Origin of the sequence: Rhodococcus sp. 14-1411-2a (genome assembly GCF_002259485.1) — a bacterium.
Lineage (GTDB): Bacteria > Actinomycetota > Actinomycetes > Mycobacteriales > Mycobacteriaceae > Rhodococcoides.
Genome location: NZ_NPGA01000003.1, coordinates 48,142 through 63,186 on the forward strand (window position 1 = coordinate 48,142; position 15,045 = coordinate 63,186).

The 15,045-nt window shown below is 64.3% G+C and carries 14 protein-coding genes; 8 read left to right on the forward strand and 6 right to left on the reverse strand.

The features are described from left to right. Positions 1–157 precede the first annotated feature (157 nt). Together CH291_RS00315 and CH291_RS00320 are read left to right on the forward strand one after the other, a co-directional pair. The gene (locus CH291_RS00315) at positions 158–1,663 is read left to right on the forward strand and encodes an APC family permease (RefSeq protein ID WP_094686434.1); all 1,506 of its coding nucleotides are present in this window, start codon (positions 158–160) and stop codon (positions 1,661–1,663) included. Positions 1,664–1,680: 17 nt separating this feature from the next. Continuing rightward, a complete protein-coding gene (locus CH291_RS00320) occupies positions 1,681–2,535 on the forward strand; it encodes a universal stress protein (protein WP_068051659.1) in 855 nt (284 codons plus the stop codon). 72 nt (positions 2,536–2,607) lie between these two features. On the opposite strand, the gene CH291_RS00325 is transcribed toward CH291_RS00320, so the two are convergent. Then, on the reverse strand, positions 2,608–4,029 hold the full coding sequence (locus tag CH291_RS00325) for an NAD(P)/FAD-dependent oxidoreductase (protein ID WP_094639014.1): 1,422 nt from the start codon (positions 4,027–4,029) through the stop codon (positions 2,608–2,610). Then, entirely contained in the window at positions 4,026–5,531 is a 1,506-nt protein-coding gene (locus CH291_RS00330; RefSeq protein WP_094686435.1) for a gamma-aminobutyraldehyde dehydrogenase, read from the reverse strand. The genes CH291_RS00325 and CH291_RS00330 overlap by 4 nt, the downstream gene beginning before the upstream one ends. A 143-nt stretch (positions 5,532–5,674) precedes the next feature. Here CH291_RS00330 and CH291_RS00335 point away from each other — a divergent pair, with 143 nt between their 5' ends. Both CH291_RS00335 and CH291_RS00340 read left to right on the forward strand, forming a co-directional pair. Then, positions 5,675–6,139: an Lrp/AsnC family transcriptional regulator gene (locus tag CH291_RS00335; RefSeq protein WP_032376836.1), complete on the forward strand. Its 465-nt coding sequence runs from the start codon at positions 5,675–5,677 to the stop codon at positions 6,137–6,139. Next, a complete protein-coding gene (locus CH291_RS00340) occupies positions 6,136–7,503 on the forward strand; it encodes an aspartate aminotransferase family protein (RefSeq protein ID WP_068051664.1) in 1,368 nt (455 codons plus the stop codon). Before CH291_RS00335 ends, CH291_RS00340 begins: the two co-directional genes overlap by 4 nt. A gap of 25 nt (positions 7,504–7,528) precedes the next feature. Here the strand turns inward: CH291_RS00340 and CH291_RS00345 are convergent, their stop codons facing one another. Together CH291_RS00345 and CH291_RS00350 are read right to left on the reverse strand one after the other, a co-directional pair. Further along, positions 7,529–8,812 carry a thymidine phosphorylase gene (locus tag CH291_RS00345; protein WP_068051666.1) on the reverse strand — a complete coding sequence of 428 codons (1,284 nt, stop codon included), beginning with the start codon at positions 8,810–8,812 and terminating at the stop codon, positions 7,529–7,531. Next, complete coding sequence (locus tag CH291_RS00350) at positions 8,805–9,218, reverse strand: cytidine deaminase (protein WP_094669665.1); 414 nt, start codon at positions 9,216–9,218, stop codon at positions 8,805–8,807. The genes CH291_RS00345 and CH291_RS00350 overlap by 8 nt, the downstream gene beginning before the upstream one ends. Positions 9,219–9,483: 265 nt before the next feature. Here CH291_RS00350 and sdhC point away from each other — a divergent pair, with 265 nt between their 5' ends. Genes sdhC through CH291_RS00370 form a run of 4 tightly spaced genes read left to right on the forward strand, consistent with a single transcriptional unit; the run spans position 9,484 to position 12,898 of the window. Then, the gene (gene sdhC / locus CH291_RS00355; RefSeq protein WP_082898767.1) at positions 9,484–9,894 is read left to right on the forward strand and encodes a succinate dehydrogenase, cytochrome b556 subunit; all 411 of its coding nucleotides are present in this window, start codon (positions 9,484–9,486) and stop codon (positions 9,892–9,894) included. After that, positions 9,894–10,346 carry a succinate dehydrogenase hydrophobic membrane anchor subunit gene (locus tag CH291_RS00360; RefSeq protein WP_032397462.1) on the forward strand — a complete coding sequence of 151 codons (453 nt, stop codon included), beginning with the start codon at positions 9,894–9,896 and terminating at the stop codon, positions 10,344–10,346. Before sdhC ends, CH291_RS00360 begins: the two co-directional genes overlap by 1 nt. Before the next feature lie 16 nt (positions 10,347–10,362). Continuing rightward, entirely contained in the window at positions 10,363–12,114 is a 1,752-nt protein-coding gene (gene sdhA, locus CH291_RS00365; protein ID WP_032397463.1) for a succinate dehydrogenase flavoprotein subunit, read from the forward strand. Position 12,115: 1 nt separating this feature from the next. After that, positions 12,116–12,898, forward strand: a complete 783-nt coding sequence (locus tag CH291_RS00370) for a succinate dehydrogenase iron-sulfur subunit (protein ID WP_008718029.1) — start codon at positions 12,116–12,118, stop codon at positions 12,896–12,898. Positions 12,899–12,960: 62 nt separating this feature from the next. Here the strand turns inward: CH291_RS00370 and CH291_RS00375 are convergent, their stop codons facing one another. Next, positions 12,961–14,166: an acyl-CoA dehydrogenase family protein gene (locus tag CH291_RS00375; RefSeq protein WP_068051685.1), complete on the reverse strand. Its 1,206-nt coding sequence runs from the start codon at positions 14,164–14,166 to the stop codon at positions 12,961–12,963. Positions 14,167–14,262: 96 nt separating this feature from the next. Next, positions 14,263–15,045 carry an ATP-binding cassette domain-containing protein gene (locus CH291_RS00380; RefSeq protein ID WP_068051706.1) on the reverse strand — a complete coding sequence of 261 codons (783 nt, stop codon included), beginning with the start codon at positions 15,043–15,045 and terminating at the stop codon, positions 14,263–14,265.

A 15,045-nucleotide genomic window follows, 5' to 3' on the forward strand; every position in this document is an offset into this window, starting at 1 on the left:
CTGCGACCTATTTCGTTGCATTGTTGCTCCAATGAAAACAATTCCGTCGATACACAGCGGATCTGCGACGGAAATCGTAGTGTTCAGCACACACGCGCGGCCGATTCTGTCGGGTCCCCTCCGACGTCCTCGGTCGTCTCGAACCTCGGAGAGATCTATGTCCACTGTGGAACCGCCGAACACCCTTCCGGGTAAAGGACTCAACACCGGCGCTCTCGGGCTGGTCGGCAACATCGTCATCGGCTTGTCGGCGGTGGCCCCGGCCTACAGCCTCGCCGCGACCCTCGGTTACGTGGTTCTGGCCGTCGGCGACAAAGCGCCCTCGATGTTCCTCATCGCCTTCGTTCCGATGCTGCTCACCGCCTTCGCCTACCGCGAACTCGGGCGTGACACACCGGACTGCGGCACGTCGTTCACCTGGGGTACCAAGGCATTCGGGCCCTGGGTCGGTTGGATGGCCGGGTGGGGGCTGGCCGTCTCGGCGATCATCGTGCTGGCCAACGTCGCCGAGATCGCTGCCATCTATCTGTTCGAGTTCCTGGGACTGTCCGGGTTGGCGGAGTCGACCGCGGCCAAGGTCGCCCTCGGTTCGTTCTTCATCGTCTCGATGACCTATGTCAGCTTTCGCGGCATCCTCATCAGCGAACGCATGCAGAACGTGTTGCTGGTCGTGCAGTTCGGGGTGCTCATCGGAGTGTCGGTGACTGCTCTGGTCAAGGTGGGTACCGGGACCGCGGGACCGCAAGCCATCACGCCCCAGTGGAGCTGGTTGGTTCCCACCGGAGTGACGATGTCCGACGCGGCCCAGGCCATCATCCTGTGCATCTTCATCTATTGGGGATGGGACGCCTGCCTTGCCGTCGGCGAGGAAACGAAGGATTCGGAGAAGACTCCGGGACGCGCCGCGGTGATCACCACGCTCATTCTCGTGGCCACCTACGTGCTCGTCGGCTACGCCGTGCAGTCGTTCGCCGGGTTCGGCGACACCGGCATCGGCCTGAACAACCCGGACAACGTCGACGATGTGCTCACCATTCTCGGCGATCCGGTCGCGGGTTCGATCGTCGCGTCGCTGCTACTGCTGACCGTCTCCATCTCGGCACTGTCCTCCACGCAGACGACCATTCTGCCCACGGCCCGCGGAACATTGTCGATGGCCGTGTACGAAGCGATCCCCAAGCGGTTCGCCAGCGTGCACCCCAAGTACATGACGCCCGGCTTCGGCACGCTCGTGATGGGTGCCGCGGCGCTGATGTTCTATCTGGTGCTCACTTTCGTCAGCGCCAACGCGCTGCAGGATTCGGTGGCATCACTCGGGCTCGCGGTCGCGTTCTACTACGGCATCACCGCGTACGCGTGCGCCTGGTACTTCCGTCGCACACTGTTCTCGTCCGTCCGAAACCTGTTCATGCGCGGGATCTTTCCGCTCCTCGGCGGACTGTCGATGACGTGGGCGTTCGTGCAGAGCGCGGTCGACATGATCAAGCCCGACTACGGTTACACCGTCTACGGTCCGATCGGCGGTGTGTTCGTCCTCGGCGTCGGCATGCTGGTACTCGGAATTCCGCTCATGCTGCTGTGCTTCGTGGGCAACAGGGACTTCTTCCAGGGCAAGACACTCACCGCGTCCACCGAAGTCAAGGTTCCGGACACTTACCAGTAGAGAAGGACACCCCATTCATGAAGATCACCGTCGGCTATCTCGCCACTCCCAGCGGCGACGACGGCGTAGCCCTGGCCACCGCCCTCGCCCGCGCCCTCGACGCGTCCATCGACATCGTGCTGGTCATGGCCGTGGACGAACCGGTCATGGAAGGCAGTGGACCGTATCGAAAAGTTCTCGCGGCCAAGGCCGAGGGCTGGGTGGCCGACGCGGCCGCCCAGGTGCCGTCGGGCATCGAGGTGACCACGCACGTGCTCTCGCACGAGTCCTTCGCCCGTGCCCTGATCGACTTCGCGGTGCAGACCGATGCGGACATGATCGTCGTGGGCGGAGCCGGCGACGGCTTGCTGAATCGGCATTCCGTCGGTTCGGTTGCCGGCCAGCTCCTGCATGCGTCGGAGGTGCCGCTGGCACTCGCACCTCGGGGCTACCGGCTCTCGAACGCACCGATCACCGACCTCACCGTCGCCGTCCCCACCCGGGCCTCTGCCCCGAATCCGTTGCCGTTCGCGATCACCATTGCCAGTGCGGCGCACGTGCCGGTGCGCTTGGTCTCGCTGGTCTCGCTCGAGCCGACCGGGGCCCCGAGTGACGAGACCTCACTGGATACGCGGCGACGACAGGTCGCTGCCGCGCAGGACAATCTCGACCACGCGGTGCGCACGCTCCCCGATATCGACGGCCTGGAGTCGATCGTCGCCGACGGTTCGACGCTGGCCGAGGCGATGGGCAACCTCGATTGGAAGCCGGGCGATGTGCTGTTCCTCGGCTCGAGTCGATTGGCCACTCCCAAGCGGGTGTTCCTCGGTTCGAGTGCGGCGAAGATTCTGCGTGCCGCCCCGGTGCCGGTGATCGTCGTTCCGCACGAGTAGAGCGGCTTCGCCGCACGTGAGCAGAAGCTCGTAGCAGAGGTCGAGTTTCCGTGCACGTGCGGCGCAGCCGCTTTAACTGTCGAAGCCCAGACCCAGCGCGTCCATGCCCTTGAGCCACAGTCCTCGTTTACCGCCGTTGCGATCGGCTCGGGCGAATGCCGCGCGGGTGATGTTGATCCCGATCGACTTGAGGGGCTCGGGTGGGAACGGCAACGGCATGCTGCGCACCATCTTCAGGCGTGTTCGTTCGGTGTCCTTGCCGTCGAGCAGATCGAGGGCGGTGCGGGCACCGAAGTGCGACGCGCCGACGCCCAGGCCGGTGAACCCGGCGACCGAGGCCACCCGTCCGTTCATGCCGAGATCCCAGAAGGCGCTGAACCGCGAGCACGTGTCGATCGATCCGCCCCAGGCGTGGGTGGCGCGGATTCCCTCGAGGCTCGGGAACATCTGCAGCAGGTGTTCGGCGAGCAAAGCGAACTCTTCGGGATGTTGGGTTCGGCGTGGGTCGGTGTCGCCACCGTAGAAGTAGTGCGCGTCCCACCCGCCGAACAGGATGCGGTTGTCGGCCGTCAACCGGAAGTAGTGAAATCTGTTGCCGGAGTCGGCCAATCCTTCGCGGCCGGACCAGCCGATGTCGGCGAGCTGGGCCGACGTCAGTGGTTCGGTCATGATCACGTAGTCCCACACCGGGACGATCCAGTGACGGAGTTTGCGACGCAACGATTTCGATGCCGAGGTGGCCAGCAGCACCTTGCCGGCCTCGATGGTGCCGTAGCCCGTCTTGACTCGAATACCTGTGCCGGACTTGCCGATCGACAGCGCCCAAGTGTTCTCGTGAATGCGAACGCCGAGCGACTCGGCCGCGTCGGCCAGGCCCCAGGCGAGTTTGGCGGGGTCGATCATCGCGACATCGGGGTCGAACAGTGCACCGCGCGCCATCGGTGAGGTGATCCTGGACTGCACGGCAGCGGCGTCGAGGTATTCCATCGGCTGCGCCAGTCGCCTCCCCTCGTCGCCGAGCTCCCGCAGGTCGTCCACCTGCCAGTCGAAATTGGCGATGTCGAGCTCGCCGGTGCGTTCGATGTCGGCGTCGATCCCGTACCTGTCCGCAGTCGCGCAGATCGCGTCGAGCGTCTCGGTGCCCATCCGCAGCAGTTCCGGTAGTTCGTCGGCGTAGCGGTCGAGTCCGTTGCCCAGTCCGTGCGTCAGGCTGGCCGCACAGAAGCCGCCGTTGCGTCCCGTTGCGCCCTCGGCGATGCGGTCGCCTTCGAGCAGCACGATCGATCGGTTCGGGTTCTCCTCTGCCGCATGCAGAGCCGCCCACAGTCCGGTGAATCCGCCGCCGACGATCACCAGATCCGCTGCAGTCGAACCGGTGTGCCGAGTCCGTGGTGCCGGGCGTTCGGGACGATCGAGCCAGTAGGACTCCGGTGCCGCGCCGGCCACCATGGTCACGCCGCGGTCGGTGGGGGTGGTTGCCCACGGTGCGTTCATCGGGCATCTCCCTGCGTTGCAGCGTCGACGGACGCGAAGACCGTTCGGTGCCAAGGCTTTCGGGCCACACCGGTGATGTCGGTCATGACGTGCTTGACGGTGAGGTACTCGTCGAGCGAGTAACTGGACATGTCCTTGCCGAAACCCGAGGCCCCGAATCCGCCGTGTGGCATCTCGCTGATGATCGGGATGTGGTCGTTGATCCATACACAGCCGGCGGCGATCTCCCGCGTCGCTCGGCCCGCGCGGTACAGGTCGCGGGTCCACGCCGAGGCGGCGAGTCCGAACTCGGTGTCGTTGGCGCGTCGGATCGCGTCGTCGTCCCCGTGATGCGTGGACACCGTGAGCACCGGACCGAACACCTCGTCGCGATAGATCTCGTCCTGCTCACCGACATCGGCGATCAGGGTGGGCGGGTAGAACGCGCCTCGCCCCTCGGGGACACGGCCTCCGGTCACCACCCTGGCACCCGCGTCGCGGGCCCGGTCCACCATCGCAGCCACCCGATCTCGGTGCGCGACGGAGATCAACGATCCCATGTCGGTTGCCGGATCCCTCGGGTCTCCCACGACGACGCGCCCCATCAACTCGGCGACTCCGGCGACGAAGTCCTCGTACAGGGATTCGGCGACTATGGCGCGGGTGGCCGCCGTGCAGTCCTGGCCGCCGTTGATCAACGATCCCGCGACGGCACCGTGGATGGCCGCGTCGAGGTCGGCGTCGTCGAACACCACCAGCGGTGCCTTGCCGCCGAGCTCGAGCTGCACCCGCGTGCCATGCGCGGCGGCTTGCGCCATCACGCGCCTGCCGACGGGAGTGGAGCCGGTGAACGTCATCAGGTCCAGTCCGGCATGGGAGGACAGCGCGACTCCGGCGTCCACTCCGGTTCCGGTGACGACGTTGAACACCCCGTCGGGCACGCCTGCCTCGGTGGCCAAGCGCGCCAGCCGCAGGGTGGTCAGCGGCGTGAGTTCACTGGGCTTGAGCACGATGGAACACCCGGCCGCCAACGCCGGTATCGCTTTCCACACCGCCATCTGCAGCGGATAGTTCCACGGAGTGATCGACCCGACCACTCCGACGGCGTCCCGGCGGATAACGGAGGTATGTTCACCCGAGTACTCCGCAGCAGCCTTGCCGTCCAGGTGCCGCGCCGCCCCGGCGAAGAACTCGATGTTGTCGATGCTGCCCGGAACGTCGAATTCGGTTGCCAGCCTTGTCGATTTGCCGGTCTGCGTCACTTCCTCGGACACGAAGTTCTCCGCGTCGGCGGCCACGAGACGCGCCAGTTCCATCAACACGGCGCTGCGGTGCGCGGGGGTGGCGGTGGACCATGACGGAAAAGCCGATCGAGCATGCGCGAGAGCCGAATCGACGTCCTCGGCGGTGGCCAAACCGACGTCGGCAACGACAGCTCCGGTCGCGGGATCGTCGACCTCGTACCGATCACCGCCACCGTCGACCGCGCGTCCGTCGATCCAACAACCAGGAATGTTCGCCATGCCTGCGACAGTACCGTCGAACCCACTGATTCTCTCTGTTTCGAGCCTTTCGACAACTGATTCTGTCGTTTGAATCGAAAATTGACACGCTTTTCATCGTGGACGGGTTGTGTTCACGGCCACGACAGTGACAAGATCGAGCCATGCCCGAGCAACCGCCCATCGCACTCGACGACGTCTCCAAGGCGATCATCGAGCAACTCCAAGAGGACGGGCGTCGCTCGTACGCCGCCATCGGCAAAGCCGTCGGACTCTCGGAAGCGGCTGTCCGTCAACGAGTTCAGCGCCTGACGGACTCCGGCGTCATGCAGATCGTCGCGGTGACCGATCCGGTGCAGGTCGGATTCAAGCGGCAGGCCATGATCGGCATCAAGTGCACCGGCGACAGTTACGCCCTGTCCGAGGAACTGTCGGCGATCGATGCGATCGACTACGTCGTCCTCACCGCAGGGTCGTTCGACGTCGTCGTGGAAGTGGTGTGCGAGGACGACGAACAACTCCTGCAGATCCTGAACAAGCAGATCAGAAGTCTCGACGGCGTCACCAGCACCGAAACCCTGGTCTATCTCAAACTCGTCAAGCAGCAATACAATTGGGGAACACGATGACACGAACGACAGCCGAACTCGATGCTTCCGCAGCCAAGCACCTGTGGGGCCACTTCACCCGCCACGGCGCAGGGGTCACTCCCCCGATCATCACCCGCGGGGAAGGCTCGACCATCTGGGATTCCAACGGAAAGAGCTACATCGACGGTCTGTCGGGGCTGTTCGTGGTCCAGGTGGGACACGGCCGTGAAGAACTGGCCGAGGCCGCAGCCAAGCAGGCCAAAGAACTGGCGTTCTTCCCATTGTGGTCGTACGTCACCGAACCGGCCATCGAACTTGCCGAACGGCTCGCCGGTTACGCCCCCGGCGACCTGAACCGGGTCTTCTTCACCACCGGTGGCGGCGAGGCCGTCGAGAGCGCATGGAAGTTGGCCAAGCAGTACTTCAAGAAAGTCGGCAAGCCCGGTAAGCACAAGGTGATCTCGCGAGCGATCGCCTACCACGGCACCCCGCAGGGTGCGCTGGCCATCACCGGAATCCCCGCGCTCAAGGAACCGTTCGAGCCGCTGACGCCGGGCGCGTTTCGAGTGCCGAACACCAACATCTACCGCGCCCCCGCTCCCCTGGACACAGATCCGAAAGCATTCGGAATCTGGGCCGCGGACCGGATTGCCGAGGCAATCGAATTCGAGGGCCCCGATTCGGTGGCCGCGGTGTTCCTCGAGCCGGTTCAGAATGCCGGGGGTTGCTTTCCTCCCCCGCCCGGATACTTCGAGCGCGTCCGTGAAATCTGCGACCGCTACGACGTACTCCTGGTTTCGGACGAGGTGATCTGTGCGTTCGGCCGGATCGGATCGATGTTCGCGTGCAACGACTTCGGCTACGTACCGGACATCATCACCTGCGCCAAGGGATTGACCTCGGGCTACTCCCCCATCGGCGCAATGATCGCCTCCGACAAGCTCTTCGAGCCGTTCGACGACGGCACGTCGAGCTTCGCGCACGGATACACCTTCGGCGGCCACCCCGTCTCCGCCGCCGTTGCCATGGCCAACCTCGACATCTTCGAGCGCGAGGGCATCAACGCGCACGTCGCAGACAACGCCCCGGCGTTCCGTGCCACGCTCGAGAAACTGCACGACCTGCCGATCGTCGGCGACGTCCGCGGCGAGGGATTCTTCTACGGCATCGAGTTGGTCAAGGACAAGGCCACGAAGGAAACGTTCAGCGATGCCGAAGCAGAGCGCATCCTTCGCGGATTCCTGTCCACCGCGCTGTTCGACGCCGGGCTGTACTGCCGCGCCGACGACCGCGGCGACCCGGTGGTACAGCTGGCACCACCGCTGATCTGCGGCCAGAAGGAGTTCGACGAGATGGAGCAGATCCTGCGCAGCGTGCTGACGGAGGCAGGCAACCTGATCTGACCGGGCTCGCTACTGCCCGAGCTCCTCACCGACCGATGCGGTCGATCACCAGGGGCCTCGGCTGCGAGGCCGTGGCCCCTATCTCCCAACTGGATTCGAGTGCCTGCTGCGCATACTCGAAGCGCTCGGGGGTGTCGGTGTACAGCGTCGCCAGTCGATCCCCAGCACGTACCCGATCGCCGGGCTTGGCGTGCAGCCGCACACCGGCAGCGCTCTGCACCGGCTCACCCTGTCGCTCGCGGCCCGCGCCCAGTCGCCAGGCCGCGAGCCCGACGCCCATTGCGTCCAACCCGGTGACGACGCCGTCGGCGGTGGCGGTGAAGTCCTGGCTCTCCCGGGCGACAGGTAGTGCGGCATCGGGATCGCCGCCCTGCGCGGCGATCATCGTTCGCCACCGATCCATGGCCGAACCGTCGGCGAGCTTGTCGGCCGGATCGATGCCCTCGATCCCGGCCGCGGTGAGCATCGTGCGCGCCAGCGTGATCGTCAGCTCGACGATGTCGGCCGGGCCACCTCCGGCGAGAACCTCGACCGACTCCTCCACCTCGAGCGCGTTGCCCGCGGTGAGCCCGAGCGGGGTGTCCATCGCCGTCAGCACCGCCAGAGTCCGCACGCCCGCATCGGTTCCGAGCTCGACCATCGCTGTGGCCAGTTCACGTGCGTCGTCGACGTTCTTCATGAACGCACCGGCACCGACCTTGACATCCAACACGAGCGCCCCGGTGCCCTCCGCGATCTTCTTGCTCATGATCGAGCTGGCGATCAGTGGGATCGACTCGACCGTTCCCGTCACGTCGCGCAGTGCGTAGAGCTTCTTGTCGGCCGGAGCCAGATCGGCACCGGCAGCGCACACGACAGCACCGATCGCCGGATCGGCCAGGATGCGATGCATCTCCTCACCGCTCAGATCCGCTCGCCAGCCGGGGATGGACTCGAGCTTGTCGAGCGTTCCGCCGGTGTGTCCGAGTCCTCGACCCGACAGCTGCGGCACTGCCGCACCGCAGGCGGCGACGAGCGGAGCCAGCGGCAGCGTGATCTTGTCTCCGACACCACCGGTCGAGTGCTTGTCGACGGTGGGCAGCGGCAGTGCCGAGAAGTCCATTCGGGTACCCGACGCGATCATCGCGTTCGTCCACGTACCGAGCTCGCGACGCGACAATCCACGCCACAGAACAGCCATCGCGAGAGCCGACATCTGTTCCGGCGCGACGGATCCGCGGGTGAACTCCGCAATCACCCATTCGATCTGTTCGTCGTCGAGAACGCGCCCGTCTCGCTTGGCGCTGATGATGGATACGGCGTCAGGCATGGTTGTTCACGCGTCCTTCGTCGAGGTTGTCGGGGCCGAAAGCATTCGGGAGCAACTCTGCCAGTCGAGCCGGTCCCGAGACGGTGTCGACGAGCAGACCCGGGCCGCCGAACTCGTACAGCAGCTGTCGGCATCGCCCGCACGGCATCAGAATTTCACGCCTGGAATCGCAGCAGGAAAAGGCGACGAGTCTGCCGCCGCCGGTCGAGTGCAGGTTGGACACCAACCCGCACTCCGCGCAGAGCCCCAAACCGTATGAGACATTTTCCACATTGCACCCGGTGACTATCCGATTGTCGTCCACCAGAGCCGCCGCACCGACCGGAAAGTTCGAGTACGGGGCGTAGGCACGGCCCATTGCCTCATGAGCATTGTCGCGCAACGTCTTCCAGTCGATTTCGTTCATGGTGAACCATCCAATCACGGTGTCTGAATTGATGCAGAGATCCGGTCCGATGAGCATTCATCAATTGGGAAGGCAAACCTAACACCGCATTTCGGCACCGTACGAACCTCGAGTCGAATTAGTTCCGTGTTTCGAATGGGTTTACAGTTTCCAGTAAGCGGCTAGTACAACCAGCACTAGGGCCGAATCGCGACAAATCGAGCCAGGCAAGACCGGCCACCGGGGCTCGATGCGTCCACCAACGACGTTGGAGGCATTGCACTCGATGAGTAGCACGACGGAAGTCGCTCCGGTCAAGGAGCGCAAGCGGTCTCTGTACCGCGGGGACCCGGGCATGTGGTCCTGGGTTCTGCACCGCATCACAGGCGTTCTGGTCTTTTTCTTTCTGTTCGTCCACGTTCTCGACACGGCGATGGTTCGGGTCAACCCCGAGACGTACGACGCCATCATCGAGACCTACAAGACCCCGCTCGTCGGCCTGATGGAAATCGGCCTCGTCGCGGCAGTGCTGTACCACGCGTTGAACGGCATCCGCGTGATGCTGATCGACTTCTGGTCCAAGGGACCGCAGTACCAGAAGCCGATGCTGTGGGCGATCGCAGTCATCTGGCTCGTCGTCATGATCCCCGGCGCGGGACGAATCTTCTACAACATGTTCACGGCGGGTGGTCACTGATGTCGACGCAGGGTCCCGAGGCCAAAGTCCTCGGCACGAACTACGACCGTCCGGCCAGCTTGGCCAACCCACGTTCGCCGCGGCGGCAGAGCAAGGGCAACTTCGAGCTCTACGCATGGCTGTTCATGCGCTTCTCCGGCCTGGCACTCGTCGTGCTCGTCCTGGGCCACATGTTCATCATGCTGATGCTCGACGACGGTGTGCACCGCATCAACTTCGCTTTCGTCGCCGGTCGTTGGGCCAGCCCGTTCTGGCAGTTCTGGGACCTGACGATGCTGTGGCTGGCGCAGCTGCACGGCGGCAACGGCCTGCGCACGATCATCGCGGACTACTCCCGCAAGGATTCGACGCGATTCTGGCTGACCACGCTGCTGGTGCTGTCGATGATCCTCATCATGGGCGTCGGCACGTACGTCATCTTCACGTTCGATCCCAACATCACGGCGAGCTAAGGACACTGACGCTTACATGCAGGAACATCGTTACGACGTACTGATCGTCGGCGCAGGCGGTGCCGGTATGCGTGCTGCGATCGAGGCCGGACCCCGTGCTCGCACAGCCGTACTGACCAAGCTCTACCCCACGCGCTCGCACACCGGCGCAGCCCAGGGTGGCATGTGTGCCGCCCTGGCCAATGTCGAGGAAGACAACTGGGAGTGGCACACGTTCGACACCGTCAAGGGCGGCGACTACCTCGCCGACCAGGACGCGGTCGAGATCATGGCCAAGGAAGCCATCGACGCGGTTCTCGACCTCGAGAAGATGGGCCTTCCTTTCAACCGGACACCCGAGGGCAAGATCGATCAGCGGCGCTTCGGTGGCCACACCCGCGATCACGGCAAAGCTCCCGTGCGTCGTGCGTGCTACGCGGCCGACCGCACCGGCCACATGATCCTGCAGACGCTCTACCAGAACTGCGTCAAGCACGACGTCGAGTTCTACAACGAGTTCTACGCACTGGATCTGTGTCTGACCGAGACCGACGACGGTCCCGTCGCGACCGGAATCATCGCCTACGAGCTGTCCACCGGTGAGCTGCATATCTTCCATGCGAAGTCGATCATCTTCGCCACCGGAGGCTCGGGCCGGATCTACAAGACCACCTCCAATGCCCACACCCTCACCGGTGACGGCATGAGCATCGTCTTCCGCAAGGGCCTTCCCTTGGAGGACATGGAATTCCACCAGTTCCACCCGACAGGTCTCGCAGGCCTGGGCATCCTCATCTCCGAGGCCGTGCGCGGTGAGGGCGGAATCCTGCGCAACGAGTCGGGTGAACGCTTCATGGAGCGCTACGCACCGACCATCAAGGACCTCGCGCCCCGCGACATCGTCGCGCGCTCGATGGTGCTCGAGGTGCTCGAAGGACGCGGTGGCGGCCCGAACAAGGACTACGTCTACATCGACGTCACGCACATCCCCGAGGAAGTTCTGGACGAGAAGCTCCCGGACATCATGGAGTTCTCTCGCACGTACCTCGGTGTCGACCCCGTCAAGGAGCCGGTGCCCGTCTACCCGACGTGCCACTACGTCATGGGCGGCATCCCCACGAAGATCCGCGGCGAGGTTCTGCGCAACAACGAGGACATCGTCCCCGGCCTCTACGCGGCCGGCGAATGTGCCTGCGTCTCCGTGCACGGAGCCAACCGTCTCGGCACCAACTCGCTGCTCGACATCAACGTCTTCGGACGTCGTGCCGGCATCGCGGCGGCCGAGTACGCGAACTCGGTCGACTTCACCCCGCTCCCCGAGGAGCCGGCGAAAATGGTGCAGGACTGGCTGGAGCTGATCCTCTCCGACCACGGACACGAGCGCGCAGCCGACATCCGTACCGAGATGCAGCAGTCGATGGACAACAACGCCTCGGTGTTCCGTACCGAGGAGCGCCTCGAGACGGCACTCAAGGACGTCCGCGCCCTAAAAGAGCGATACAACAAGATCACCGTCGAGGACAAGGGCAAGCGCTACAACAGCGACCTGCTCGAGGCCATCGAACTCGGCTTCCTGCTCGAAATGGCGGAGGTCACGGTCGTCGGTGCACTCAACCGGAAGGAATCGCGCGGCGGACACGCTCGCGAGGACTACCCCGAGCGCAACGACGCCGAGTACATGAAGCACACCATGGCCTACAAAGAGGGCGAAGGTCTGCTCACCGAGATCCGCTTGGATTACAAGCCGGTAATCCAAACCCGCTACGAGCCGATGGAGCGGAAGTACTGACATGAGCGCACCCACCCTGGACAAGAAGTCCAACGAGTCCGATCTGCCACCCGTCCCCGAGGGCGCGGTGATGGTCAACCTCAAGATCGCGCGCTTCAATCCCGAGAGCGGTGACGGTCAGCGCTGGGACACCTTCCAGGTCCCCACACTGGCCACGGACCGTCTGCTCAACCTGCTGCTGTACGTGAAGGGCTACCTGGACGGCACCCTGACGTTCCGTCGTTCGTGCGCACACGGTGTCTGCGGCAGCGACGCGATGCGGATCAACGGTGTCAACCGTCTCGCCTGCAAGGTGCTCATGCGCGACATGCTCCCCAAGGACTCGTCGAAGACGCTGAACATCACCATCGAGCCCATCAAGGGTCTGCCGGTGGAGAAGGACCTCATCGTCGACATGGAACCCTTCTTCGACGCGTTCCGCGCCGTGAAGCCGTTCCTGATGACGACCGGCAACGAGCCGACCCGAGAGCGGATCCAGTCCGCTGCGGACCGCGCCCGCTTCGACGACACCACCAAGTGCATCCTGTGCGCGTGCTGCACCACCTCGTGCCCCGTGTTCTGGAGCGACGGCAGCTACTTCGGTCCGGCCGCCATCGTCAACGCACACCGGTTCATCTTCGACAGCCGTGACGAGGGTGCAACCGAGCGTCTGGACATCCTCAACGACGTCGAGGGTGTGTGGCGTTGCCGCACCACCTTCAACTGCACCGACGCATGCCCTCGCGGCATCCAGGTGACCAAGGCGATCCAGGAAGTCAAGCGAGCGTTGCTCTTCGCACGCTGACAACTCCCCCCGCAGTCGAAAGGCCCCTTCGCACACGCGGAGGGGCCTTTCGACGTTCTACGTCACACGAACGCGCCGAATCCGGTCACTCCGCGTCCGACGATCAGATTGTTGATCTGCGCGGTTCCCTCGTAGGAGTACAGGGCCTCGGCATCGGCGAAGAATCTGATGACGTCGTGCTCGATGAGAATTCCGTTGCCGCCCAGGATCTCTCGGGCCCAACCCACCGTCTCGCGCAGCCGCGTCGTACAGAACGTCTTCGCGAGCGCCGCATGCTCGTCTTGGTGGACGCCGTTGTCCTGCAACTGAGCGACACGAATCGCCATCCCGAGCGCGGCAGTGATGTTCGCCGTCATGCGGGCGATCAGGTCGGAGATCAGCTGGAACGAGGCGATCGGAGATCCGAACTGTTCGCGTTCGCGCGCATACGCCACGGCCCGCTCGTACGCGCCCATCATCACGCCCACGGCTTGAAAGGCCACTCCCCCGCGCGTCAGCCGAAGCACCTTCGCAGTGTCGGCGAACGAGTTGGCCTCGGCAAGCTTGTTGCCGACCGGGACTCGGCAGTTCTCCAGATGGATGTCGGCGTTCTCCACCGCGCGGAGCGAGTACTTGCCCTCGATCTTCTCGGCCCGGAAGCCTTCGAATCCTTGCTCCACGACGAAGCCCTTGACCTCACCGTCGGCCTCGTCCTTGGCGAAAACGATGGTCAGATCGGCGAAGGTGGCATTGCCGATCCACCGCTTGCTGCCGTTGAGGATCCAGTGATCACCGTCGAGGCGGGCAGTGGTCTCCAGCCCGCCTGCGACATCGGAGCCACCGTGCGGTTCGGACAGGCCGAACGCGCCGATCTTCTCCATTCGACGCATGGCAGGCAACCACCGTTCGCGCTGCTCCTCGGAGCCCAGAATCGAGATACTGCTCATCGCCAGCGAACTGTGCACGCTGAACATCGTTCCCGTCGACGGATCGACCCGCGCGAACTCCATTTCGAGCCAGCCGGTGAGCAGCTTGCGTGAGGCCTTGCGGTCCTCGAATGCGTAACCGAGACCGGCGATTTCGAGTTCGGCGATCTTCGGCATCAGGTGCACCGGAGAGGTGGCCTTCTCCCAGAATTCGTTCGCCCTCGGCGCGACCTCGTCCTGCAGGAACCGACGGGTACGCAGGACCACCTCGATCTCGGCGTCGTCGAGCATGCTCTGATATCCGAAGAAATCGGATTCGAGATAGTCCGGCGACAGTGGTCCGAGGGGCTCGTGCTCGCTCATGTTGGCTCCTTCGTCTGGCACCTCCATCGGGCACCGCTATCGGTCTTCTACCCGCCACGCGCGATTCTCACGCATGGGCCCGCGGCCGCCGACCGGTCAGCGACGCAGTTCGTCGGAGAGGGTCTCCAGTTCGTCGCCGCCCGCCATTTCCTTGGTGAGATCGTCGAGGGAGATGTCGTCGTGCGCGCAGTCCAGCGTCTGACGTCCGCGATCGAGGAGGACGAAGTGGTCTCCGACCATGTACGCGTGGTGAGGATTGTGGGTGATGAACACGACGCCGAAGCCCTTCTCCCTGGCCGCGGAGATGTATCGGAGAACCATGCCGGATTGCTTGACGCCGAGAGCGGCGGTCGGCTCATCGAGAATGAGCACTCGCGCACCGAAGAAGATGGCGCGAGCGATGGCCACGCACTGACGTTGACCGCCGGACAGTGAGCCGATGGGGGCATCGACGTCGGGCAGATCGATACCCATCTTGCGCAGTTCGTCGATGGTTCTCGCGCGCATGGCGTGGGTGTCCAGGGTCTTGAAAATCTTGCCCCTGCGCAGCTCCTGGCCGAGAAAGAAGTTGCGCCACACCGGCATCAGGGAAACGACCGCGAGGTCCTGATAGACCGTCGATATGCCCTGTTCCACGGCCTGCTTCGGCGAGCCGAACGTTGTCGCCTTGCCGTCGACGAGCAGTTCCCCCTCCGACTGGCCATGCAGACCGGACATGATCTTGATCAGAGTGGACTTGCCTGCGCCGTTGTCACCGAGCACGCAGGTGACCTCACCGGCACCGACACGCAGGTCTATCCCGTGCAGCGCGATGATGTTGCCGTAGCTCTTACCGACGCCTTTGAGCTCGATCAGGGGCGTGTTCGCGGAAGACGTCAT